At 47.4% G+C, this 23,552-nt stretch carries 23 protein-coding genes and 1 pseudogene; 11 read left to right on the forward strand and 13 right to left on the reverse strand.

The window, feature by feature from the left end; translation table 11 throughout:
- Positions 1-7: 7 nt before the first annotated feature.
- The 3 genes from thrS to ACDJ58_RS05995 all read right to left on the reverse strand — a co-directional run bounded on the left by thrS (position 8) and on the right by ACDJ58_RS05995 (position 4,986).
- Positions 8-1,984: a threonine--tRNA ligase gene (thrS, locus tag ACDJ58_RS05985; protein ID WP_413376298.1), complete on the reverse strand. Its 1,977-nt coding sequence runs from the start codon at positions 1,982-1,984 to the stop codon at positions 8-10.
- 477 nt (positions 1,985-2,461) lie between these two features.
- Positions 2,462-4,222 carry a sensor histidine kinase gene (locus tag ACDJ58_RS05990; protein WP_413376300.1) on the reverse strand — a complete coding sequence of 587 codons (1,761 nt, stop codon included), beginning with the start codon at positions 4,220-4,222 and terminating at the stop codon, positions 2,462-2,464.
- A complete protein-coding gene (locus ACDJ58_RS05995; RefSeq protein ID WP_413376302.1) occupies positions 4,219-4,986 on the reverse strand; it encodes a response regulator transcription factor in 768 nt (255 codons plus the stop codon). Before ACDJ58_RS05995 ends, ACDJ58_RS05990 begins: the two co-directional genes overlap by 4 nt.
- A 218-nt stretch (positions 4,987-5,204) precedes the next feature.
- Here ACDJ58_RS05995 and ACDJ58_RS06000 point away from each other — a divergent pair, with 218 nt between their 5' ends.
- Together ACDJ58_RS06000 and ACDJ58_RS06005 are read left to right on the forward strand one after the other, a co-directional pair.
- On the forward strand, positions 5,205-6,353 hold the full coding sequence (locus tag ACDJ58_RS06000; protein WP_413376304.1) for a M23 family metallopeptidase: 1,149 nt from the start codon (positions 5,205-5,207) through the stop codon (positions 6,351-6,353).
- 100 nt (positions 6,354-6,453) lie between these two features.
- Positions 6,454-6,957, forward strand: a complete 504-nt coding sequence (locus ACDJ58_RS06005) for an N-acetyltransferase family protein (RefSeq protein WP_413376306.1) — start codon at positions 6,454-6,456, stop codon at positions 6,955-6,957.
- 89 nt (positions 6,958-7,046) lie between these two features.
- Here ACDJ58_RS06005 and ACDJ58_RS06010 read toward each other — a convergent pair whose 3' ends face one another.
- Complete coding sequence (locus tag ACDJ58_RS06010) at positions 7,047-7,547, reverse strand: DinB family protein (RefSeq protein ID WP_413376308.1); 501 nt, start codon at positions 7,545-7,547, stop codon at positions 7,047-7,049.
- Positions 7,548-7,826: 279 nt separating this feature from the next.
- On the opposite strand from ACDJ58_RS06010, the gene ACDJ58_RS06015 reads away from it, so the two are divergent.
- The 9 genes from ACDJ58_RS06015 to ACDJ58_RS06055 all read left to right on the forward strand — a co-directional run bounded on the left by ACDJ58_RS06015 (position 7,827) and on the right by ACDJ58_RS06055 (position 16,342).
- On the forward strand, positions 7,827-8,240 hold the full coding sequence (locus tag ACDJ58_RS06015; protein ID WP_063564360.1) for a hypothetical protein: 414 nt from the start codon (positions 7,827-7,829) through the stop codon (positions 8,238-8,240).
- Between the two features lie 2 nt (positions 8,241-8,242).
- Positions 8,243-9,532, forward strand: a complete 1,290-nt coding sequence (locus ACDJ58_RS06020; protein ID WP_413379509.1) for an ammonium transporter — start codon at positions 8,243-8,245, stop codon at positions 9,530-9,532.
- Positions 9,533-9,687: 155 nt separating this feature from the next.
- Positions 9,688-10,632 (forward strand): DUF1963 domain-containing protein, encoded by a 945-nt coding sequence (locus ACDJ58_RS06025; protein ID WP_413376310.1) that lies wholly within the window; start codon positions 9,688-9,690, stop codon positions 10,630-10,632.
- 174 nt (positions 10,633-10,806) lie between these two features.
- Positions 10,807-11,274, forward strand: coding sequence for a DinB family protein (locus ACDJ58_RS06030; RefSeq protein WP_413376312.1), 468 nt, complete (start codon positions 10,807-10,809; stop codon positions 11,272-11,274).
- A 345-nt stretch (positions 11,275-11,619) separates the two neighbouring features.
- Complete coding sequence (locus ACDJ58_RS06035; RefSeq protein WP_063564620.1) at positions 11,620-12,342, forward strand: response regulator transcription factor; 723 nt, start codon at positions 11,620-11,622, stop codon at positions 12,340-12,342.
- Between the two features lie 55 nt (positions 12,343-12,397).
- The gene (locus ACDJ58_RS06040) at positions 12,398-13,534 is read left to right on the forward strand and encodes a sensor histidine kinase (protein WP_413376315.1); all 1,137 of its coding nucleotides are present in this window, start codon (positions 12,398-12,400) and stop codon (positions 13,532-13,534) included.
- Between the two features lie 168 nt (positions 13,535-13,702).
- Positions 13,703-14,491 carry a hypothetical protein gene (locus ACDJ58_RS06045; RefSeq protein ID WP_413376317.1) on the forward strand — a complete coding sequence of 263 codons (789 nt, stop codon included), beginning with the start codon at positions 13,703-13,705 and terminating at the stop codon, positions 14,489-14,491.
- Positions 14,485-14,775 carry a hypothetical protein gene (locus tag ACDJ58_RS06050; RefSeq protein ID WP_413376319.1) on the forward strand — a complete coding sequence of 97 codons (291 nt, stop codon included), beginning with the start codon at positions 14,485-14,487 and terminating at the stop codon, positions 14,773-14,775. The genes ACDJ58_RS06045 and ACDJ58_RS06050 overlap by 7 nt, the downstream gene beginning before the upstream one ends.
- Positions 14,720-16,342, forward strand: coding sequence for a transglycosylase domain-containing protein (locus ACDJ58_RS06055; protein WP_413379512.1), 1,623 nt, complete (start codon positions 14,720-14,722; stop codon positions 16,340-16,342). Before ACDJ58_RS06050 ends, ACDJ58_RS06055 begins: the two co-directional genes overlap by 56 nt.
- Before the next feature lie 242 nt (positions 16,343-16,584).
- On the opposite strand, the gene ACDJ58_RS06060 is transcribed toward ACDJ58_RS06055, so the two are convergent.
- The 9 genes and pseudogenes from ACDJ58_RS06060 to flgB form a co-directional block, all read right to left on the reverse strand.
- The gene (locus ACDJ58_RS06060) at positions 16,585-17,034 is read right to left on the reverse strand and encodes a threonine/serine exporter family protein (RefSeq protein ID WP_063564353.1); all 450 of its coding nucleotides are present in this window, start codon (positions 17,032-17,034) and stop codon (positions 16,585-16,587) included.
- A gap of 19 nt (positions 17,035-17,053) precedes the next feature.
- Complete coding sequence (locus tag ACDJ58_RS06065; RefSeq protein ID WP_231952780.1) at positions 17,054-17,749, reverse strand: threonine/serine exporter family protein; 696 nt, start codon at positions 17,747-17,749, stop codon at positions 17,054-17,056.
- Between the two features lie 367 nt (positions 17,750-18,116).
- Positions 18,117-18,422: a hypothetical protein gene (locus tag ACDJ58_RS06070; RefSeq protein WP_413376321.1), complete on the reverse strand. Its 306-nt coding sequence runs from the start codon at positions 18,420-18,422 to the stop codon at positions 18,117-18,119.
- Between the two features lie 64 nt (positions 18,423-18,486).
- Positions 18,487-19,530, reverse strand: a complete 1,044-nt coding sequence (locus ACDJ58_RS06075) for a S66 peptidase family protein (RefSeq protein WP_413376323.1) — start codon at positions 19,528-19,530, stop codon at positions 18,487-18,489.
- Between the two features lie 94 nt (positions 19,531-19,624).
- Positions 19,625-20,962, reverse strand: coding sequence for a DUF4179 domain-containing protein (locus tag ACDJ58_RS06080; RefSeq protein ID WP_413376325.1), 1,338 nt, complete (start codon positions 20,960-20,962; stop codon positions 19,625-19,627).
- On the reverse strand, positions 20,952-21,473 hold the full coding sequence (locus tag ACDJ58_RS06085; protein ID WP_413376327.1) for an RNA polymerase sigma factor: 522 nt from the start codon (positions 21,471-21,473) through the stop codon (positions 20,952-20,954). Before ACDJ58_RS06085 ends, ACDJ58_RS06080 begins: the two co-directional genes overlap by 11 nt.
- 240 nt (positions 21,474-21,713) lie before the next feature.
- A complete protein-coding gene (locus ACDJ58_RS06090; RefSeq protein WP_413379516.1) occupies positions 21,714-22,121 on the reverse strand; it encodes an NUDIX domain-containing protein in 408 nt (135 codons plus the stop codon).
- Positions 22,122-22,319: 198 nt separating this feature from the next.
- Positions 22,320-22,814, reverse strand: a pseudogene (locus ACDJ58_RS06095) (GNAT family N-acetyltransferase); the annotation flags it as partial.
- A gap of 229 nt (positions 22,815-23,043) precedes the next feature.
- Entirely contained in the window at positions 23,044-23,454 is a 411-nt protein-coding gene (gene flgB, locus ACDJ58_RS06100) for a flagellar basal body rod protein FlgB (protein ID WP_413376329.1), read from the reverse strand.
- Positions 23,455-23,552: the final 98 nt, after the last annotated feature.

A 23,552-nucleotide genomic window follows, 5' to 3' on the forward strand; every position in this document is an offset into this window, starting at 1 on the left:
TAAGCGCTTAGGCTTTGGCCTTCACAGCTTGCTGAATCCGCTCAATAAATGCTTCAATGCGCTGAATGCCTTGATCGCCCTGGCCGTATGCACGGACAGAGGCGGATGAGGCATTTTTCTCATTTTCCCCGAGTACGAGCGAGTAAGGCACTTTTTCCATCTGGGCTTCACGGATTTTGTAACCGAGCTTCTCACTGCGCAAGTCTGTTTCTACCCGAATGCCAGCAGCCCGTAGCTGGCTCTGAACTTGAAGCGCATAGTCTGCGTAATGATCCGACACTGGCAGCAGCTTCACTTGAACGGGCGCGAGCCAGAGTGGAAACGCACCTGCATAATGTTCAGTCAGGATGCCGATGAAACGATCAATTGAACCATAGATGGCACGGTGGATCACGACAGGACGGTGTTTCAGGCTATCCTCGCCAATATAAGTGAGATCGAATTTCTCGGGCATTTGGAAATCAAGCTGAATTGTTCCGCACTGCCAGCTGCGCTTCAGTGCATCGAGAATGTGGAAGTCAATTTTTGGACCGTAAAAGGCACCATCACCCTCGTTAATGCGGTATTTCACCCCGCGCCGATCAAGTACATTTTGCAATGCTCTTTCTGCTTGATCCCACAGTTCTTCCGATCCCATGGAATCGTCCGGGCGAGTGGACAACTCAATGTTGTACTCGAATCCAAAGATGTCGTACATGCGTCCGATCAATGAGATCGCCTGGTTGATCTCTTCCTCGATCTGCTCTGGCATAACATATAGATGGGCATCATCCTGACAGAAAGTCCGCACCCGCATCATGCCATTCAGAGCACCTGAGAATTCATGGCGGTGGACCTGACCGAATTCCATCATACGAATCGGCAGCTCACGATAGGAATGAAGTGTATTTTTGAAAATCAGCATGTGTCCCGGGCAGTTCATTGGTTTCAAGGCAAAAGTGGCATCGTCCACTTCCGAGAAATACATATTGTCCTTGTAATGTTCCCAGTGACCGGATTGCTCCCACAGACGGTTGTTCATCATGAGGGGAGTGCGAACTTCCTGATAGCCTTCCTGTAGTTGCAATTCACGGGAGAATTGCTCCAGTTCTGTACGGACAGTCATGCCTTTGGGCAGATAGAACGGCATACCGGGTGCTTCTTCAGAGAACATGAACAGTTCAAGCTCTTTGCCCAGTTTGCGGTGATCCCGTTTCTTCGCTTCTTCCAACATGTGCAGATGTTCATCCAATTGGGCTTTGCTTGGGAAAGCAGTGCCGTAGATACGTTGTAGCATTTTATTATCCGAGTTGCCGCGCCAGTATGCACCAGCCACATTCAGCAGTTTGAATGCCTTGATCCGACCAGTGGACGGAAGATGTGGGCCACGACAGAGATCGAAAAACTCTCCTTGGTCATAAATCGAAAGCTCAGCGTCCTCTGGTAAATCCTGAATGAGTTCAAGTTTATACGGGTCCTGAATCTCTCCAAAGATGCGAAGTGCTTCCTCCCGGCTAACTACCCGGCGGCTAATTTTTTCATTTTCTTTTATGATTTTGTTCATTTCTTGCTCAATGGCAGCCAAATCACTGATCGATAGAGCATGCTCCAGATCGACATCGTAATAAAATCCGTCTTCAATGACAGGCCCGATGCCCAGCTTCACTTGTTCCGCACCGTAGATGCGTTTGAGAGCCTGCGCGAGTACATGAGCTGTGCTGTGTCGGTAACGATACAGACCTTCCGCGCTGTCCAAAGTAACGATGACGAGTTCGCAATCTTGCTCAAGCACCCAGTCGAGATCGACATTCTTACCATTTACGATTCCGCCGATGGCTTGTTTGCCCAGACTTGTGCTGATGGATGAGGCGACCGCTCCTACAGTGATGCCTGCGTCGTAAGAACGTACAGCTCCGCCTTGCAGGCGAATTTCAATCGGATGCCCGGGTTGCCTTTGGTCATTCGATTGGTCGCTGGATTGGCTGTTATTATTCGGATTACTCATGTGAACCACTCTCCAATATTCAAATTTGAAGCGCAAAAAACACCCGTCCCGGAAAAGGGACGAGTGCGCTCAGCTCGTGGTTCCACCCTAATTTGGTTATGAATGCTCCTAAACACGACCAGCCGCCGCAAGCAAGAACATCATAACCCTCATTGGAATCCGTTATCGGGGATCAGGCGGTGAACTCTACTGACAGCTTTGTCCGGAATTCATGAAGAAGACCGAAAAGCTGAAGTTCGAGGTCACGGCTGCAGAGGGGTAATTCCGGTCCGTTCGCTGAAGAAGGTTTCACCAATCCCTTCTCTCTCTGGGCAGCACGCAAACGGAATCTTGTCTCTGGTCATCGCCAAATATGCAAAATCGATATCAATTGAATTGATCTTAATATCGTTGAAGTCCATATCAATATATTGGAACAGGTGTTATTGAGTGTCGATTATATAGATTGAAAATGAAAAGGTCAAGCGGAATGTTTTTTTACCCATGTTCTGATTGTCCATCCCATATTAATCGAATGACAGTACCTTCACCAGAAGTCGATTGCACTTCAATACGACCCTTCATCGCTTCAATTAAGCCTTTCGTAACCGCCATGCCAAGACCTGATCCTACATCGGACGTGCCTGTATCGGTCCCTCGGTAATATCGTTCAAACAGCCTCCAGACCAGTTCCGGGTCCATTCCTTGACCATCATCGGCAAAATGAACACTGAACTCACCTGCCTGCTTACCCGGATGCACACTAACGGTCAGAGTCGACTCCGCTGGATTATGCAGAAGGGCATTAGCGGTCAGATTATCCACAATGCGTTCAAACGAAGGGATATGCACATGGCCATATACCGGAACTTTCGCAGGCCGGAAAACAATACGTTCCTCGCCATATACCGGGTTGCGTTCTGCACGCTGGACGAGATCATGAAGTAGCGTATTTACGTCAGTTTCTTCCACAGGTGGCTGGTATCCACCGCTTCGCAATCGGTACGTCATGGCAAGGTCATTCACAAGTCGGTCCATATACATGGATTTGTCCAGCATAATGCCCGCAAATTCTCTCACTTCTTCCGCGGACCAGCTATATTTCTGTGCTTCAAGCATATGGGCGTATCCCTGGATGGAGGATAGCGGTGTCTTGAGATCATGCGTTATTCCGGCGATCCATTCCTCACGCAGAGATTCGGTCTGTTTACGGAGCTCTTCGTCTTGTTTCAATGTTGCGGATAATGCCTGCATGGAGCGAAGCACTTCGGCATACACGTGGTATTTCCGTTTCCATTTGCCATTTCGTCGCTGGCTGCGAGGTACGCCGCCAATGCCTTTGGGTTCTTCATAATGTGCTTGTTCCAGTCGTTGGAGCCATTGGAGCATATGCAGCATGGGGTAACCGAAACGATTGGCGTACCATAGGGCCAGCAGAATTAGCAAAATGACAACGGATAGGATCAGCACGATGAGCACTGGGGTCAAAATGAAATTATAGGGATTTTCTTCCCCTGTAGCAGTTGGATCGACAGGTATACTGAGCATCCAGGTCGTGCCATTCTGTTCATCGTAAAAGGTTGCGATCGATATTCCATATCGATTGGGATAACGAATACGCAAAGCCAGTTCCTGTATGTTGTAACTGCTGGGAACGCCCATGGCAGGTTTATTATAAGAAGCCAGCTCTTGACCGTAGGCATCCAAAATTTGCAGATAGGCACCTTTGGAACGGATGGCATCCTCTTGTTTGGGGCGCAGCATAAGCTCTCCATCGGTGTAATGACTGTCCTCCCGGGCTTGATCGAGTAAGGATTTGACCTGATTGCGTTCGCCGTACAGCAAGGTGAACATCTCACCGTTTTTCTCCCGAATCAGCATGACGATTTGGTACGGGAACGGCTTTTTGGCTTCCCAGTATGCGATCAACTCTCCAGGCTTGTATTGCTTCGGAACGTCATCCGGTGTATCAAAATCATCAATGACGTAGCCTTTTTCATCTACAACCTGAAGCCATCCCTGATTTTTCTCGACCTGCTTCAGCAGCCTGGGATCATAGCGGACCGTCCCATCGGGCATGATTTCTGCGGTATTAATCAGTTGGTCAAGACCACTGGTAGCGAAGTCATCCACCAGGCTTACTTCATTTACCTTTTGAACGACCCAATAGGTGGCTGCAGAACCCAACAGGATGATAAGGACTACAGCGCCAGCAAGCATACCTATAAACCGGGTCATTAACCTGCGACGAATACTCATGCGCGTGACACTTGGTTAGGTTGAATGAGTTTGTACCCCAGTCCCCGAACATTGACGAGAAACGCAGGGTTAGAGGGATCAGCTTCAATCCGCTCACGGATACGGTGAATATGAACCATAACGGTGTTGTCATCGCTGATGGCTTCCGAACCCCATACACGCTCATACAATTCCGATTTGGTGAAAATACGATTTGGATGCTTGCAGAAAAAGAGCAGCAGCTGATAGACAAGGGCCGGACAGGTTACGGGCTGCCCCTCAACCTGAAGTTCACCAGCTTGTTCAAACACTTGAAAACGGCCAAAATCATATACCCCTTCCTGCACAGCAGGAGATGACGTATTTGCGTCATAAGAGGGTGGAGTCGCCGTTGTATCCTTCGCTATTTTGGTAGGTAAATAGCGTTTTAGCAGCGATTTGATCCGAGCGACCACTTCCAGTGGATTAAATGGTTTAACGACATAATCGTCGCCGCCAACGGCGAATCCGGTTAACTTGTCATAATCTGTTGTTTTGGCGGTCAGAAAAAGAATCGGTGCATCGGTCACTTGCCGCAGGAAGGGACAGATCTCCAGTCCGCTTTTGCCAGGCAGCATGATGTCCAGCACGATGCAGTGATAGGTTTTATTTTCGCAGGCGGTAATCGCCTCTTCTCCAGTGGTAACGGTGTCTATGTCTACAAATTGCTCTTTGAGCAGGACGGTTTTGAGCATATGTAAAATGGCTTGTTCATCATCAACTAGCAGTATGGAGACGTGATCCATGATGTGAAATGACCTCCTAGGGCTTCCTGTTTGTTTATTGCTAATCATACCATCCGAAAGGGTTATGTATTGTGTGAGCTATCTTAACGGAATCTTAATTATGAAGCCATAGCAGACGCCACAGTTTAACTACATGTAAGGATGGGTTAGACGAAGGATAAGATTCATTCTGTACACTTAACTGGAAAGTATAACGAACACCAGAAGGGATGTTGAGAATGAACAGGTTAAAAGAAGGATCTAAAATTCGTGCGAACCACTTAAATGGCGGGGAAAGTCTTCCGAAATCAGGATATGCTGCACATGAGAAATTACAGAGCAAAAAGAGCTGGAAGTTGCTTGCCATTGCCCTTGGAGCCTGCGTGATGTTGTCTGCCTGCAGTAATAGTAACTCGATTACATCCGAACAGGCGGAGCAGCAGTCCAAGGAACAGACGACAAATACCAATGAAGCGAGTGAGAGTACCCATCAGGAAGAGAATCCAGGTACAGAGGTGAGCGCCATCATTACACCCGACAATTTCATCGATACGTTAATGAACGGTTCCAAGGATGCCATCTACAGTCAGATGAGTCCCGAGTTGAAGGAAGCACTAACGCTTGAACAGTTTAAAACGTCTGCGGATCAATTCCTTGAGGGAGTAACTTCCTTTGATCTAGTGGTAGATGCAAAAGCGAACCATTTAACTGAGTTCGCCTGGAAGGATCAAACAGGGACCAAAGGGATTCAAGCCTATTTTACCGAAGCCAATCAGATTGAAGGGCTATTAATCCAACCACTGGAACCCCATGAAGATACGGATCAAACGTTCACCAAAACCGAATTTCAATTCCCTATGAAGGGTGAATGGTATGTGTTCTGGGGAGGCAATGATGTGATGTCGAACTATCATTACGAGCATGAAACACAGCGCTATGCGCTAGATATCATTCGGACCAAAGAAGCTTTCAGTTACAACGGAGGTGCGAAGGTGAACGAAAACTACTACGCTTTTGGTGAACCGCTCTATGCAGCTGCGGACGGAACTGTAGTCGAAATAAAGAATGATATTCCAGACAACACACCAGGTGTTATGAACCCGGAAGAACCGGCGGGTAACAATGTGGTCATTGACCATGGAAACGGAGAATACAGCATCACCGGGCACATCAAGGAAGGCAGTGTAGCGGTCAAAAAAGGGGATAAAATCAAACAGGGAGACCCCATTGGAGAGCTGGGTAACTCAGGTAATTCCAGTGAAGCTCATCTTCATTTCCAGGTATCGGATGGCCCGGATCTATTCACTTCCCGTTCTGTTAACATTCGTTGGGTGGATCAGAGCCAGCAGCTAACCCGGGGGAACACGATTCAAGGGTTGCCTGAGTAAGTGTGGAGTTGAGCTGAATGTTAGGGGATGACGTCCGCTTCCTTCCTCCGTTATAATACCGTCATAAGATAGAATCGATCTGGATGATGGAGGAGTAGACATGAAGCTGGATAGTGTGCAGATTGAGTATGCGCGTCGTGAGGACTTGCCAAGGATTGTGGAAATCTATAATTCTACGATTGAGAGCCGGATGGTGACGGCGGATTTGGAACCAGTGACCGTCGAACAACGTATTCCGTGGTTTGAGGAGCATTCATCCGATCACCGCCCACTCTGGGTGATGAGACATGAGGGACAGATTGTAGCCTGGGCTAGTCTGAGTTCGTTTTATGGTCGCCCTGCGTACAATGGGACGGTGGAAGTTAGTGTGTATGTGGATCAGCAGTGCCGGGGAATTGGGGCTGGTGGACGTTTGCTGAATACCATTTTTGACGCTTGTCCTGCGCTTGGAATCAAGACGATTCTGGGCTTTGTGTTTGGACATAATGAACCGAGTCTGGGATTATTGCGCAAGCATGGCTTTGAACAGTGGGGCTATTACCCTGAAGTGGCTGTGCTGGATGGCGTCAATCGGGATTTGGCGATTTTGGGCAAGAAATTATAATCATGTTTTAAAATAAATGAAAACCTCCAGATCCACAATGCGTGGATTGGAGGTTATTTTTGCTTACATAGAGTAAATATTGGGATGACTTAGGTGTGCGACACGCCAAGCCTTTGTTTAATATCCTGAATCTGTGCCAGATGACGCTCTTCATGATAGCTTGCAAAGTCGATCCACTGGACCAGATCCATCTCACCGAAAATCGGGTGAAGAAAGGACTTGCTTCGTAGCAGTTCAGCCTCATGATCTTGTGCAACGTGCATCAACGCTTGATGTGAGTCTTCCAGGTCGTGACGAACATTCGCCAGCGTTTCTGGTTCCGCAGGAGGTTGGAGATGAGACGGGGCGTTGACAGAGTGGCTGCGATCCAGTGTAAGCTCATATGGTTTTTTGTCCACAGAAACGGTCTGTTCCTTCTCTAGCGCGGCGCGGGCTTGCTTCACAATTATGCTTTCCATCAAATTCAGGTGACGGAGAACTTGCATAATACTCCAGTGGTCAGGTGTGGGTTGGAGGTTCAATTGCTCTTCATTGAGTCCAGAGACGGCTTCCCAGATTTGGCTCCGAATGTCGTCATTACGAGTGAACATCGTGCGATCCTCTCCTTTATATGAGTTCTATGATGTCAGCTTGTGTAAGTGCAATGCCTATGTGGATGCTTGATATACATCATAGATGATCTGAAAGGTGAATGCGAAGGTGTGTTTGATTTACTTTGTTAGTTGAAGTTATGTGAATATGGTTGAAGTTATTTTTTATAAACGAGTCATTTCAAATCATGCGATCACCAAAAAAGGATTGACGCTAAGTAGTGCTGGACTCTATAATCGATAACAAGTAACTTGATATGTAAGGAGTCCTGACATGGTATGTTAGTAATTGACGAGGTGTATCACCATACAGCATTGCAAATATCATCGTCCGATTTATTGTACCTTATCCAACAGCTCAAGGTCAAAAAAGAAAATGAGATCGAAACGCTTAAACATAAAATTGAACAATTCGAACAAAAAAAACGTGCGGAAGAAGTGGCTTATCAATCCTTGTCGACTGTACGCAAATGGTTCGCAGGCCGCCCTGCATCCCATCACCAGGCGGTGGAATATATGGTCCAGGTGAAGGAACGTTTTCGCAAAATGGAACAAATCCGGCGGCGGATAAGAGAACTGGACCGCATTGCTGAACGAATCAAGCATCCGGACAGCATCGAACGGGACGAAATCGAGCTTACGCCCGAAACGATCCGGGAGATTAGACAGCTTAGGGAAACGGAGGATGTATGAGCATGACTTTGGAGACGTTAAGCTCCGGGATTGATACGGTCTGGGTCGTATTGAGTGCAGCCATGATTTTGTTGATGGAGGGCGGATTCGCCCTGCTGGAGGCTGGCTTTGTACGTTATAAAAATAGCGTGAATATTATTATGAAAGTTTTCGCTGACATTACAATTGGAACGTTGCTTTTTTATGCCATCGGATTTGGCTTGATGTATGGCTCTGATGCTGGAGGTTTTGTAGGCATAACCGGATTTTTCCTCAATGGAGACTTGTCTCACCTGGACGTACCTGTATCATTGGAAACATTCTGGCTGTTCCAGGCCGCGTTTACCATTGCCGTCATTTCCATCGTATCGGGCGCTGTGGCTGAGCGGATTAACTTTCGTGCCTATCTGCTGTACATCATATTGATGACGGCAATTATTTATCCGATTGGTGGACACTGGGCATGGGGCGGCGGTTGGCTCAGCAAGCTGGGGATGCAGGATTTTGCCGGTTCCGCAGTCATTCACGCGTTGGGCGGGTTCTCTGCACTGGCCGCAGCGATTATTATTGGGCCGCGTAAAGGCAAATACACGCCGCTTGGCGTGAGTGCCATTGCGCTTCCGAGCAATCTGCCGCTGGCATCTGTAGGCGCATTTCTGCTGTGGTTCGGCTGGTTTGGCTTCAATGCTGGAAGTACGCTCAGTGCGACTGATGTCAGGATCGGTCACATTGCTATCGTTACGATGTTATCTGCTGCTTCGGGCGGTGCGGTTACACTGCTCTACACCTTGTTCCGGTTCAATCGTTCAGACGCACCATCGGTCATTAATGGCTCGCTTGCCGGTCTGGTCGGTATTACGGCAGGGTGTGCCTTTGTCGGTGATGTGGCTGCGATATTCATCGGGGCGGTATCCGGATTGCTCATGATGGCTGCAACGAATTGGCTGGATCGCAGGCAGATTGATGATCCGGTAGGTGCGTTCCCTGTTCATGCTGTATCCGGGATGTGGGGAACGATTGCCGTGGGTTTGTTTGCAACGGATGGTGGCTTGTTCATGGGAGGTGGCTGGAGGCTGCTGGGTGTTCAAGCGCTCGGCCTCACTGCTTTGGTCGTCTGGGGGTTTGTCATGACCTGGATTGGTCTGAAACTGATTGGCAAGATTGTTCCTGTCCGTTCCACGGAAGAGGAGGAAGATTTGGGTCTGGATATTAGTTATCATGGTGTAATGGCTGCACACCAGTCGCATGAATTTCTGGATGGCGAGGAGCATATTCGTGCTTTTCAAGATGATTCACCGAATCGTGATCGTTAAGAATGAGCCGAATGGATAATAAGGAAGCAGACTGACAAGGGATGTCAGTCTCTTTTTTCGCTAGAAGCAGGGAAAGAAGAGTCAGCGGAAGAATATACAGGTGTGAACCTGAATATGTCTCACCATAGATGTATTGTCAGAAGGGGAGGATCTGTATGATTAAACCTGAACAATGTGAACGTCTGACCAGAAAAGCCCGGAAAACTCTTGAAGAATATGGATTGGGTAATGCTGCCGATCTGCTGTTATCTTCAAGCCGTTGGGGAATTCGCCTTGATGTATCGACAATCGATGAGTATCGCAGAACAGGAAATTCACGTGTAGGTGGAAATCCGGATCTGCCGGGGAACATGAAATGGCCTTTGACACAAGATGGGGTGCCCATGACGTTCCTGGCCCAGTTGAATCTCGTGGATTTGACGCCATATACGCCTAATGATGGGCGCGGGAGTTTGCCCGAACGGGGCATGTTATACTTTTTCATTGGTGTGGATGAACCTGCTTATCATATTGATCATCGTGTAATTTACGAGCCGGACGCTCATAACCTGATAAGGCGAGAGCCTGATGGTGAAACTGCGTTGAATGAGGACGATTTTGTAGCGCATTCGGTAACGGTGCTACCTAACCTTGAGTTTCCTACATATGCATACATTGATTCTCTCGCTCTGAATGCAATCGCCGCCCCGCTGTCTGGTGGAACGGTAGCCGTCGAAGGGGAGGAAGGTCTGTATGACCGATACCTGGAATTTGAGTCCAGCTGGAATCATCCGAGTACGCAGAACTGGGGTGGTATGTTTGGATACCCGGACGGTCAGCATCCGGATGCTGAACATCAGGCGCTGTTACAGATCGTACTTGGTGAAGAATATGCTTATGACAAGCAGGCGTGTGAGAAGAAGCTGACTGCTCATTATGGTGGAGATGAGGAACGGACACAACAAGAGCTTGCGGATACACTGCTTCTATTGAAAATTGATACGCATGACGCCATCGGTTTTCAATGGTGGGATTGTGGGGAGCTGCAATTTTTCATTCGCAAGGCTGACTTGCTTGCGGGACGATTTGATCAAACGTATTGTTCGTTATATTCAAGTTGAGTTCGTGTTTGTTATCATAGGAGCAACAAAATGTCCCAAATTCCGTCTATATGAGGGAGGAGGGACTTTTTTTGTTTGTCATTGTTGGTTTTCGAGCAAAGCTGGTGTATATACAAAGGGGGAATTTATGGTTGATTAGCGATCATACGTTCTGTATAATGGGATAAAAAGGGAGTGTTTCTGTTGATTCAGTCTGCATTTAAACATATTGATGTGGCAGTGACATCATTAATCAATTTATGTGACCAACTATCCGAACAGGATTTGGCTTTGATTCCGATTGAAGGCAAACGGCCGGTTGGGGAATTGCTTTCTCATCTATCCGTCATTTGTCGTGCAGATGTACATATTTCGGAGGGAGCTTCCGAAGAAGAAATGGCTTTGTTTTACGAGGAAAATCAGCCGAATACACTCAGTGAGATCAGGGAAGCGCTGATTGAGAATCAGATGTACCTCTACCATCGGTACAGACAATTTAATACAGAGGAATTATTGCAGGTGACTGACTCCTATTGGGGCGCTTCGTACAGTCGTCTGGAGTGGCTGCTTGAGATCATGGGACATGTGTATCACCACAGGGGTCAACTGCATACGATGCTGACGCTGACTGGCATAGAGCCTAAAGTAGCGTTGTTTGAATAGATAGACCCAGGTCCATAATGCGAGGTTCTGCCTGAATATAGAGCAAGATTTAATAGAATACATAGAGCATGTTATCCGCAATAAGCAACGGTTAAGCAAGGATTAGATCGACGATACTATACTATACGTTAATAATAGGGATTGCCAAGTGGAAGAAAACAATACCACTTATGATGAGAGAGATAGATGAACATATTCAGAAGCTGTATCGGGTTACTATAATCGTATCCATTATGAGAGGGCATTCAGTATAACGGTAGTTCAACGTTTTTGCCCTTCCGAGTGCGATGATTTTCGCAGATTCATTTCCTAATGGTATACTTTGACCAAGCAATGATTCATGGAATGGAAAGGAATAATGCCGTGGCACAGCCAGCAACCATTCTGCTTGTGGATGATGAGCAGGATATTATTAAACTGATGGAGATTTATTTTGGCAATGAAGGATACCGGGTTCTGACAGCCAGTGATGGGATCGAGGCGCTTGAGCAATTGAAGAAAGAGCCAATTGATCTGATCATTCTGGATGTCATGATGCCTAATATGGACGGAATTGAAGCATGTATGAAAATTAGGGAAGAGCAGAAAATGCCGATCATTATGCTGTCCGCCAAAAGCATGGATATGGATAAAATCACAGGGCTGAGCATCGGCGCTGATGATTATGTGACCAAGCCGTTTAACCCGCTTGAACTAGTGGCACGGGCAAAGTCACAGCTTCGCAGGTACCATACCTTCAATGAAGGCCGGGAAAGCAAGGAGCATGAGTGGGTGATTGACGATCTGGTCATCAACACCGATACGCATGAGGTCTGGGTGGATGAGCAGCCTGTTCGCTTGACTCCCCGTGAATTTGCCGTTCTGGAGCTGCTGGCGCGCCATCAAGGCTCTGTGCTGAGTATGGAGCAGATCTACAGACAGGTCTGGAAAGAGGAGTTTATGGAGTCCAACAACACCGTCATGGTGCATATCCGCAAGATACGTGAGAAAATCGAACTCGACAGCAAACATCCCAAGTTCATACAGACGGTATGGGGTGTTGGGTATAAGATGATCAAACCACAATAAGCACGTGCGTCTACAAGGTTAATTGGATACAGTAGCGTGAGCAGGGAGTTCCGAGATGAATTCAAAATTAATTAACACAGTCCGGTGGAAATTTATCTACGCATTTCTGTTGAGTGGTATTTTGACGGCGGCTATTTTGTATGGGGGCAGCAAAGTTGTACACTCCATTCTGGCGGCTCAGACCTATCCTGATTATTCGATTCCTGCAAGGGGCATCAGGTGGCTGGTGAACAATATTGGGTCGGTGCCATTAATGATCATGGTTGGCATACTTGGCTTCGTGTTGTTCTTTTTTCTGTTCACGCGCAGGGTGATGCTGGTTCTGGACGAGATTACGGCGGGAATTCAGGAAGTGGCCAAAGGGGAGTTGTCTCATCGGATCGAGGTGAAGACATCGGATGAATTTGGCGTTGTGGCTGCCAGTATTAATCAAATGGCTGAACAATTGCAGCTATCATTGCAGGAGGAGCGTAGTGCGGTCGCTGCCAAAAATGACTTGATTACGGGCATTTCTCATGATTTGAGGACTCCGCTTACCTCTATTCTCGGATTTTTGGAATACATAGAGAAGGATCGGTACCAGGATGAAATTGAGATGCGCTATTACGTGAGTATTGCGTACGAGAAATCCTTAACATTGAGGAAGCTGATCGACGATTTGTTCGAATATACCCGTGTCAGTGGTGGTAGCTTACCCTTGTCATTGACTTCCTTGAACCTGAATCCATTCCTGATGCAGCTTGCGGAGGAGTTCGCTCCGATGCTGGAAGAAGCGGGCATGACATACAAGATCATTGGTGGACAAGAACCTTTATGGATTAATGCCGCTCCTGGAGAGCTTGTTCGTGCGTATGAGAACTTGTTCAGTAACGCGATCCGTTATGGTGCACAGGGGAAAGTGATGGAGATTGGCTTGTCTCTTGAAGGTGAAGAAGCTGTGGTGCGCATCAGCAATTATGGTGACCCGATTCCGGCGCAGGATTTGCTCCATTTATTCGATCGATTCTACCGGGTAGACAAATCTCGCTCGCGTGATACGGGAGGCACCGGACTGGGACTGGCTATTGCCAAATCCATGATTGAATTACATCACGGAAGTATCGCTGCATATAGTGAGCAGGGCCGAACTGATTTTGTTACCCGTTTTCCGGTGACTGCTCCTCCGATGAATAGTGATCCAGAGGAACGTTAACATGGCTGAATCCTCTTCTAATGTATAAGAGTTTTCTTGATTCAGCATTTATGCTAAATGCTGAATTAAGAAAATGATAAGAAGTTACCCACTTCTTCATTAAGAAATATTCGATATTCTTAACCTCAATCGAACGCATGAACTGCAAAATTGAGGAGGATGCCGAACATGAGGTTATTATTACGTACAGTCAGATTGAGCTACATATATATTTGCGGAGCAAGTGCGTTACTTAGCGCAGCGCTCCTATTTGTCGTTTATCACATGTTACGTTTTGCCCACCATCATATCCTATCGGAGACAACAGGAATAACTCGCATTATGTACTGGATGATAAACCATATCGGTACAACGCCATTAGTTATATTCATTGGGGGTGGTATGTTTGCGTTGTTTTTTTGGATTCGATCCCAGAAGATTGCAGATGACCTCAAGGTGATTGGTCGTGGAACTCATGAACTGGCAAATGGCCGAATTCCAGCACAGATAGAAGTGTTGAACGGAGGAGAGTTGCGACAGATTGCCGCGGATCTTAATGACATTGCGATACGTATTCAAGCGGAGCGCTTAAATAGTTCAGACCAGGAGTGGACAGATCGAGACAGGAGAGGCGAAGAATGGTTCAGTTCTGGTATGTATGATGATGAAAGTAGTCGGCAACAAATGATGTTAGAAAGTGAGAGAATCCATAAGCAACGTATTCAAGCAGATTTGGTTGGATCACAATCTGGTCGCATAAGTGCCGATCTACCGATTAAACTGACTATCTACGGTGTTCGTTCTTCGCTTGATACGATCATAGAAGGACGCTGCCGGGATGAAGCGGAGATTCAGCACTGGGTCAGGCTGGCGTATGAACAGACGTTAAGGCTGGAACTTGCCCTGGATTCTGTGGAAATGAAGCCACAGGAACATTCAAGCTCCAATCCACATGTATTTAGGGAGCCTGAATGTTGAAATGCAGCATAAGGCGCGGGATTTATCACATATTTGATGCCTCTGTAGTCATCGTTATTTTGCTTGCGGTCGGCTATATCTATCTGGTTACTTACGGCGAAGGTGTACTTCGCAATCATCCTGAGGCCATATTAGTGGCCTCTTCCACCATCATTACCAATGCAGATGGAACAGAAATTTCGAGATTACAAGTACAAAGGATATGCGGAGTATGCCGATTTGAAGGATATGCCCGATCTGTTAAAGCAGGCGTTTCTGGCTACGGAAGATCGACGTTTCTATAACCACGATGGACTGGATTTTATCGGGATTGGCAGGGCGGTTGTGCAGGATATTTTACATATGAACCTGAGTCAGGGAGGCAGCTCGATTACGCAGCAACTAGCCAGAAATCTGTACTTGAACGGAGATAAAACGCTGGTTCGCAAGGTGAATGAAATGTCGATTGCCATGGCGATGGAAAAGAGATTTAGCAAGGATGAGCTATTGGAGCTGTATTTGAATCATATTTATATGGGACGCCAGCAATATGGGGTTAAAGCCGCGGCATGGCGATACTTCGGGATCAAGGATTTACATCAACTGGAGATCTGGCAAATGGCTACGCTGGCTGGAATTCCGAAGGGACCTTCTATATACAATCCGGTGGATCGGGAAGACCTGTCCAAAGAGAGGCGTTCTGTGGTTCTTGGCCTCATGCATGAGCAAGGAATCATTACAAAGAAACAGATGGAGGAAGCGCGAAGTGTGGACTATCCACCGTCCAATTCAACATCTGCATCGACTCCAGGCTCAACAGTGCCTGCCTACGTGTCTGCCTTGGATGCGGTAATCGAGGAGGCTTCCCGACTCACAGGCAAGAGTGGAGCAGAGATTAAATCCGCAGGCTGGACCATTCGTACAGGATTGGATGATCAAGCGCAGCTGGCGATGGAGCAAGCATTCCGTGAATCTTCCCGGTTCATCGATGATCGTGAGGATGAGCAAGTGCAGGCGAGTATGGTCATACTGGACCAGCATAACGGTGAAGTCAAAGCGATGATGGGCGGGCGAGACCCCGTAAAAGGAGGCATTAACCGGGCAACTACGGATGCAAGGCAACCTGGTTCTGCATTTAAGCCTATTATTGCATACGGACCTGCATTGGAATCTGGTCGGTTTAAGCCAGAGAGCATGCTGCCTGATCAACGCATGAAATATGGGAGCTATCAACCAAGCAACTTGGGCGGGCGTTACAGAGGTACAGTTACGATGTCGCAAGCGATTGAAAATTCCATTAATGCTCCGGCTGTATGGCTGCTGCATAAGACAGGACTGGGACGCGCACATCAATTTGCAGGTCGATTGGGCATTGAACTGGGCAAGGAAGATCTCAATCTGTCGATTGCCTTGGGTGGTTTACATAAAGGGGTGTCTCCACTGAAAATGGCCCAGGCATATTCCGTGTTTGCCAATAACGGCAAGTCCAATACGGCACATCTAATTCGTGAAATTACGGATTCACGCGGTCGGACAATCTATGTTTTTAAGCCAGAGAACAAGCAGGTGATCTCCACCAGCACGGCAACGGCCATGACCGGAATGCTCCAGAATGTGGTCAGTCAAGGAACAGGTAGCAGGGCACAACTGAGTCAGCATAAGGTAGCGGGGAAGACAGGAACAACGCAGGCTGCATTACCTGGTGTAAGCAAGGAGGCGAACAGGGATCTGTGGTTTGTAGGGTATACCAGCAAGTGGACGGCTGCAGTCTGGATGGGATTTGATCGTACGGATGCAGAGCATTATATGAGATCCGGAAGTGGTGTGGCGGCGGATTTATTTGCGTCGGTTATGAAGCGTACTATGCCATAAAAGAGAATGGTTTACTGTGCATCAATGGACAAGGATTGTCCAATAGACATGGGGAGTTCTGTTTTATGGATCGTACAGCTATCAAACAAATGGATACAACGATGAAAACAAAACACTGCATATTAGATGTTCACGGATCAACATTGGCTGGAAATATAGAAGACCCGTGAATGACAGCGTTTACCCTGTCTCCAACGGGCCTTTATCGTTTTAGTTTAGTGATAATATATTCATCTACTGTGTTAGGATTTTGCTCGCAACGATTCGGGTATACGACGAATCATCTGGTTCAACACCTCGGACAATACAAGTCCAATCGCGATGGCACCGGATAACATGAGCGCCTTGGCAGCCATCTCCATGGCAGCACCGTAGTCATTTTGCACAAAATTACGCATCGCATTATAAGCCAGTCCACCGGGGACGAGCGGAATGATGCCTGCCACGCTGAAGATAATGACGGGCGCGCGAAACATGCGGGAGAACAACTGGCTGATGACACCTACCGCGATGGTCGCTGCCAGTGTAGCAGGAACAGCATCCGCAGCATATTCGAGCACAATATAGATGATCCAGCCGATCATGCCGACAAATCCACCGTGAAGCAGCATGCGCCGAGGAGCGTTGAAAATAATACCGAATGCGGCCGAGGCGACAAAGCTGGTCAGGGCCTGTTCAATAAAATGAAGCATAACCTGCAACTCCTCCATCTTACGTAAAAAGTGAAAAAACAACAGCAATGCCGGTACCAATCGCAAAAGCCGTCAGAAACGCCTCGGCTCCCTTGGATAACCCGGACACGAGATGCCCGGCCATCAGGTCACGCACAGCATTGGTAATCAGCAGTCCCGGTACCAGGGGCATGACTGAGCCAATAATGATTTTGTCCCGTTCATGACCCGCACCCATATAGACAAGCAAAAAGGCGAGCAAGCCAATGACAAATGAAGCTGTCAGCTCGGCAAAAAACTTCACGAGTACCAGTCGATGGAAGGCAATGACCGCTGCATAGCCAATACCACCGCAGAGTACCGCAGGGAGAAAGTCGACCCAGCCTCCACCAAACATAATGGTAAAGCACCCACTGGATAACGCCGCCGCCGTAAGCCGCACAACCGCAGAATAGGAGGAGGGCTGTCCCTCAATTTGTTGTAACAATGCATAGGCATCTTCAACGGACAATTCACCTTGTCCAATACGCCGGGAAACGGCATTCACTTCGGATACCTTGTGCAAATCCGTGGTTCGTTCAGAGATCCGTATCAGCTTGGCAGGCTCGGTTGCATCAACCGAGAAGAAGATACCTGTGGGCACAACATAACTGTGCGAATGGGGAAGGCCCAGCGCGGCAGCCATGCGTTTCATCGTATCTTCCACACGATAGGTCTCACCGCCGCTTTGCAGCATGATTTTGCCTGCCAATAGACAGATTGCAATCACGCGGGATTGTTCAGTATGATTTGTCCCAACCAGCTCCGTCTCAGACTGAGGCACGGGTGGAGGATCATGAGGGATATATTCCAACCGGATCAAGCTCCGTTCATATGAGATAAGGCTTGGTGCCGACACCATTGTATCATATTTCACACGTTAGCAAGGAAACATACCGCACGAACGACAGGAGGTCATCCAGTTTGCAGAGATTAATGCATACATTCACACCAAATTGATAACCCAATTACTCCTAAAACCCCAAAAAAGGCTCCGCTCCCGGGGCACGATGGTCAAAGGGAGCGAAGCTTCTTGGATTAGGCTCGATCGAAACAAAAAACAACTACATCAACAGGGTAATGACCAACAGCTCATACAGCACCAGTGGCAGAATGGTTGGTCCAAACAAGGCACGCGGCTCAGGATATCCATGCATCGGCGTAACCTGGAGATACAATATTCCCCGATCTGCGCTGATAATGACACCTTCCCATACCTGACCATCGATATTCTGGACTTGCACCTTCTTGCCTACATGCTGCCGGGCTGTATGATGAAGCATATCCCGCACACTTTGCACGGATTGGAGCATTGGTTGATTGGCTTGGTATACGACCCGTGCGGATGGTGTGGATGTGGATTCAGACATGATGCACAACCCTTCCTCAAAATAATTTCTTACTTCAAGGTATGCATCTGCCTACAAAAGGTGATCACACAAATGCCATCTCAAGTCTTCCATGCCCATTCTCATAAGCCACGTTGCCCAGTGCGCCATTCACAAAAGTTAATTGTGGCGGGATGTGACCAAGATCCACGTCATACAATACGGGAACATTCATATCTCCGAGAGCCGAAGACAGGGCATCGGTGAAGTTGAAATCTCCTGTATCCGAATAACCAGCAGGTCGGCCAAGCATGAAGCCTTTAACACCAGCAAACCAGCCAGCCTGTCTCATCTGCCACAGATGACGGTAGATATCACCCGCATTCATCTCACAGCTTTCCAGATACCAGATCGTTCCTTCCTCTGCACAATACTGATCAAGATACACTTCAACTGGTGCGTAAGGCGTGGCAATGAGACTAGTGATCGTATCCATACAGCCGCCGATCAACCGACCTGAGAATGTAACCTGCGAGTTTGCTCCTTCGGGTTGCCCCAGCTGTTTCCAGCGAGAAGGGGTATCCAGGTTGAACCCGGCTAACTCCGGTTTCCATTCCGATTGATAGTGAGTGGAGGAAGATTGAGTAATCTGCCCTCCCTGGCCAGTCTGTAATACATCAATCCACTGGGCGGTCACCGGATCGAGTTCACTGGATCTAAGATCCACGTAGTTCGTGCCATGTGCCGAAGCCGTTCCGGTGATCAGGGTGTAAGCGAATAAAAAGGTGCTGATATCCGAATATCCCATGACCCATTTGGGCGGTAACGTTTTCAAGGCCTTCCAATCCAGCAGGGGCAGGATATCCATAAGGAACTCCCCACCCCACGGAGGGATAATAGCCTGAATCTCAGGGTCACGGAAAAATGCATTGATCTCGGCAGCGCGATCTTCCTTGGATGAACTTACACATTTGGCGTTATGCCGTAGAAATGGACTCTCCTGAACCCCAAAACCAAGGCGCTCCATGTTGTGTCTGCTCTCTTCAAGGTAATGATGCAAAGATTCACTTACACCGCTGGATGGTGCAGCGACGCCAATGGTATTTCCCGGAGCGAGTGGTTGCGGGTAACGGATCGAACGGTTATTCATTGTGGAAACACCCTTTCCTATGAACATATCAATTTAACGAATGTTTCCATTATAAAGAATAATTGCGTTTATATCAGTATGCTTCTGAAAATGATTAAGGGTTCACCGGGATTTCCATTGAAAATGGTGATTTAAATTTCATTGGATAGGTGGAAATATGCATCTTTATTTCCCCTTTTATCTTGGCCCCATTTTGAATAGTAGAAGAGATAATCGTATGTCTTTCATCTGTTCCATCTCCACTGCTCCAATTGGAGCCTGGAATCTGATATGATTTACCTGCTTTGTCCATAACATCTCCGAATGCTAGAATGAACTTGCCTTCCATACTACCGTCTACTGAGAAATGGATAACCAAATCTTTGCCAACGACCTTGCTTCCAAGCATCTTCAATCCAGATGGACCGCCTGTAATCTTGTGTGATTTCAGATCAACGACGATATCCAGTTCATTTTTATTCAGCCCCGAAAATCCAGATCCTTGTAAAGTCAGCTTTTTCGGAATAGAGAAGTACATGCTTTCAAAGTAAATGGATCGTTCATCCTCACCTGTTGTGGTGTTTGTTCTCCATGCGCGGCCTTGTTCATCGACCAATTGCAGGTCATCCAGTCCAAAGATCTTCTTTGTATTTTTTGGATCGAATTTTACATCAAGCACAAAACGAGTTGGATAAAGGGTAGCCTGTTTAACATCAATACGCTGCCCATCTACCATTAACGTTTGATTTACCGGGATGATTTTTTTCATACCTTTCGTTAAATCAGTGTCTACTGGGAAAGTAACTTTCCACTCTTTAGAACTCCCTTTATATCTGGATTTAAATACAACACTTAGTTCTTCGGGGGGTGAAGCATCGCCAGTAAAGATAACATCGATATAATTTTCATAGACATTCTCGTCTGAAGTCGGTTTAGGGGAAGAATAACTAAATCCAACAGGAAGATTCTTACCATGCTCATCAAGCAAATCGATGTCATACATACCTTTGTCTGGATCTTTCATGCCTTTCATCGTGTAAAAAATAACCATGCGTGACTCATCTGTAATGATGCTGTCCACGGTCATTGAAGCTCCATTATGCTCGTCAGTTACGCCTACCTTCTGCAAGAGAGACTGATCGATGGCCATCATTAACCCCTTATCCTGGCGAATCATACTGACGATACCCTCCATGCCCGGCAGTTGCTCCACAAAGGATGCAAAGGCGGGGGAGACGCGAATACATCCCGTAAACACGAGGATGATCGCGGCTGCAGATATGGTGCTCATATACCAGCGCAGCCGGGACTTGCGCTTGCGCGCAGCCTGACGGATTCCGGCCTGTACAGCCTGATATGCTGCGGCATCCGGTACAGACATGGCGTCGTACTCTGTTTTACGATCATTCAGACGCTGCTCAATGGCTTCAAATGGCTTCATTTCATCGCTCATGAGTTACATCTCCTTTCGTTTCAAGTTGGTTACGGAGCTGTCCGAGTGCCCGGTGCAGTCGGGATTTTACGGTTCCGGTCGGGATTTCCAGAATATCAGCGACTTCTGTTAAGGAGAAACCTTCGAAATAACTTAGAATAATAATCTGTTTGCAATCCCGATCCAGCGCAGAGACGGCTGCGGCCAGATCAGGGTCTGCGGGCCGGTCCCAGCTGCTAGGTTCATGAATTTCGGTAACGTGGCTGAACCGGCTCTTGCGTTTGCGTTCGTCCGCACAGTAATTTAGCAGAATGCGGATCAGCCAAGTGGCGAAATAGGAGGGTTCTTTTAATTTCTTGAGCTTTCGATAAGCTCTGTAGGTGGATTCCTGTATCGCTTCCAGCGCATCGCCCTCGTTGTGCAGATAGGCATAGGCGATCCGGAACAGTCGACTCTGATGCATCTCCATTAAGGCTGCAAAAGCCTCGGCATCCCCTTTTTGTGCGGCGATGGTCAGTTGAGCAGGGGTCACATGGCTCCTCCTTTCATGGATGTTGTTGCGTATTAGACCGTGGAAAGGACCAAACGGTTCTTGATTTTGGAAAAAAAAAGTTATGTATACACGTACTGAGACTACCACAAAGAAGGAATTTGTGCAGAAAACTGAAAACAGCCGCCAAGCTCCCCTTTGTCTTAAAGACAGGAGCTTGGCGGCTGTTATTCTTCATATGACTTGTCTGACCATACATACTAGAGAATAGTTTTCCCGATTTCAATCTTCAGAATAAAGATGGAGTTTTTTCGCAGCTTCCAGACCAGGCACCGCGAAACTAGCGAGCGGCGATGGCAGATCATCCAGCGGGAACCAACCAATCTCACCAATTGCTCCGCCTTCTTCGAGGTTACGAGCAACGCCGCCAATAACTCGAGTGGAGTAGAGGACGGAAATCCAATGCTCCTGTTGTTCAGGTCGGATCGTCTCTGCGGTGCAGAGCAGCTTGTCGATGATAATATCCAGATCGACTTCTTCTTTGATCTCCCGAATGACGGTCGTTTCAATGGATTCGTACGGGTCCACTTTGCCCCCAGGGATACTCCAGGTGTACTGTTCAGGCTGACGATTCCGCCAAACCAAAAGGACTTCATTACGTTCGTTGAGGATGACCGCTCCGACACCAATCCGAGGTTGGACAGGAGAGTTCTCAGTCCCTTTGGCGTTAAGTAAGGACAACGCAGATCCTTCGGCAGCGACCAATCGTGAGTCTGAGTGATCTTCGTTCTGTTTAGTTCCTTGGGCATGAGTGGACTGAAACGCGAGCGGAAGTTTGGTCTGCGTTGACCATTCTTCTGCAAGAATACTCATCAAGATCAGATCATAATGCGTGCCATCCCGTAGAACGGCAGAACGCTGGCGGCCTTCCTCCCGAAATCCGGCTTTCAGATAGGCGCGTCGGGCAGTCTCATTGTATTCAATTACTTCCAGCGCAATTCTGTTCAGATTCAATTCATGGAATCCATAACGAATAATCAGGGCGAGAGCATCACTGCCGTATCCTTTACCCCGATCTTTGTCATCACCAATACCAATGGCCAGGCGTGCAGAGCGGTTATTCCACTCAATTCGGTAGAGGGCCGTGAATCCGATGAACCGATTGTCCTCGAGAGTACGCAGTGCAAATTCAAAGCCGTTGTCTCTGCGAACTGCGGATGACCCCGTCTCATCCGGCGTTAGCGGAACAGCAATATCGGTATCCAGATTACGCAAGTAATCATAACTGTCAGTAAAGCGGGAGAGCCGCATGCAGTCTTCTGGGCAAGGAGCAGCTAGCCGGACTTTGGAGCCTTGAAAAGCATTTAAATGACGTGGAGCCATGTTGCACCTCTTTTATTGGATATGAAATCATACATTTTATCTCATTATACTACGAAACAGAGAGGATACCGAAAAAGGGCACAAGTAGGGGAGCATATCCTCCTGATTAGGAAAAGAAAAGCGACGCTAAATGCGTTCAATATAGATCAATATAATTCAATATAGATCATCTACATATTTCCGAATATAGACAAAACAAAAAGCAGCCAAAGGGCTGCTCTACCATTCTTTATTTCATATCCTGCAAAAGATTTTTCATTTTCTTGTAGTGCCCGCTGACCCGATCAACCATGTAGTTATACATAAGCTGATTCTCCGAGAGGTTCGCCATTTCCTTGTCAATATCAACGTTATTGTTGTTATTATTCATGGAAGTTTCGTTGTTCTCGACAATCCGGTAGTTTACGATGGAGTCATTGGGATTACTGACCGGAAAGTGTTTTTCATGAGTCCGCTTCATATCCAACTGATCTGTTTTGTCATTCTCAATGATACGTCTAAGCTCTTCCTCAAACTCCACCGATTTCTTTTTGTAATTGGGTGTGTCTGCATTGGCAATATTTTCAGTGGTAACCTTGTGCTGCACGTTCAGCGCTTGTAACAGAGATTCATTGCGTCTGGAAGTGTTCGTTTCAATCAACGGCTCAGTCTCCTTCAATGGAAAATGCAATTGCTTTCATCATAAAAAAATGAGCTACTGCCTGTCAAGTTAGGCAAAAGAAAAGGACATGAGCATGA

This window comes from Paenibacillus taichungensis (genome assembly GCF_047302525.1).
Lineage (GTDB): Bacteria > Bacillota > Bacilli > Paenibacillales > Paenibacillaceae > Paenibacillus > Paenibacillus taichungensis_B.

Bases quoted from the DNA above. Each gene is read 5' to 3' on its own strand.
- ACDJ58_RS05995 (WP_413376302.1), bottom strand. From the start codon at position 4,986: ATGGATCACGTCTCCATACTGCTAGTTGATGATGAACAAGCCATTTTA.
- thrS (WP_413376298.1), bottom strand. From the start codon at position 1,984: ATGAGTAATCCGAATAATAACAGCCAATCCAGCGACCAATCGAATGAC.
- ACDJ58_RS06050 (WP_413376319.1), top strand. From the start codon at position 14,485: ATGTTGAAATGCAGCATAAGGCGCGGGATTTATCACATATTTGATGCC.
- ACDJ58_RS06065 (WP_231952780.1), bottom strand. From the start codon at position 17,749: ATGCTGCAAAGCGGCGGTGAGACCTATCGTGTGGAAGATACGATGAAA.
- ACDJ58_RS05990 (WP_413376300.1), bottom strand. From the start codon at position 4,222: ATGAGTATTCGTCGCAGGTTAATGACCCGGTTTATAGGTATGCTTGCT.
- ACDJ58_RS06040 (WP_413376315.1), top strand. From the start codon at position 12,398: ATGAATTCAAAATTAATTAACACAGTCCGGTGGAAATTTATCTACGCA.
- ACDJ58_RS06060 (WP_063564353.1), bottom strand. From the start codon at position 17,034: ATGCTTCATTTTATTGAACAGGCCCTGACCAGCTTTGTCGCCTCGGCC.
- ACDJ58_RS06055 (WP_413379512.1), top strand. From the start codon at position 14,720: ATGCCCGATCTGTTAAAGCAGGCGTTTCTGGCTACGGAAGATCGACGT.
- ACDJ58_RS06000 (WP_413376304.1), top strand. From the start codon at position 5,205: ATGAACAGGTTAAAAGAAGGATCTAAAATTCGTGCGAACCACTTAAAT.
- ACDJ58_RS06010 (WP_413376308.1), bottom strand. From the start codon at position 7,547: ATGTTCACTCGTAATGACGACATTCGGAGCCAAATCTGGGAAGCCGTC.
- ACDJ58_RS06025 (WP_413376310.1), top strand. From the start codon at position 9,688: ATGATTAAACCTGAACAATGTGAACGTCTGACCAGAAAAGCCCGGAAA.
- ACDJ58_RS06035 (WP_063564620.1), top strand. From the start codon at position 11,620: ATGGAAAGGAATAATGCCGTGGCACAGCCAGCAACCATTCTGCTTGTG.
- ACDJ58_RS06005 (WP_413376306.1), top strand. From the start codon at position 6,454: ATGAAGCTGGATAGTGTGCAGATTGAGTATGCGCGTCGTGAGGACTTG.
- ACDJ58_RS06015 (WP_063564360.1), top strand. From the start codon at position 7,827: ATGTTAGTAATTGACGAGGTGTATCACCATACAGCATTGCAAATATCA.
- ACDJ58_RS06045 (WP_413376317.1), top strand. From the start codon at position 13,703: ATGAGGTTATTATTACGTACAGTCAGATTGAGCTACATATATATTTGC.
- ACDJ58_RS06080 (WP_413376325.1), bottom strand. From the start codon at position 20,962: ATGAGCGATGAAATGAAGCCATTTGAAGCCATTGAGCAGCGTCTGAAT.
- ACDJ58_RS06075 (WP_413376323.1), bottom strand. From the start codon at position 19,530: ATGAATAACCGTTCGATCCGTTACCCGCAACCACTCGCTCCGGGAAAT.
- ACDJ58_RS06020 (WP_413379509.1), top strand. From the start codon at position 8,243: ATGACTTTGGAGACGTTAAGCTCCGGGATTGATACGGTCTGGGTCGTA.
- ACDJ58_RS06070 (WP_413376321.1), bottom strand. From the start codon at position 18,422: ATGTCTGAATCCACATCCACACCATCCGCACGGGTCGTATACCAAGCC.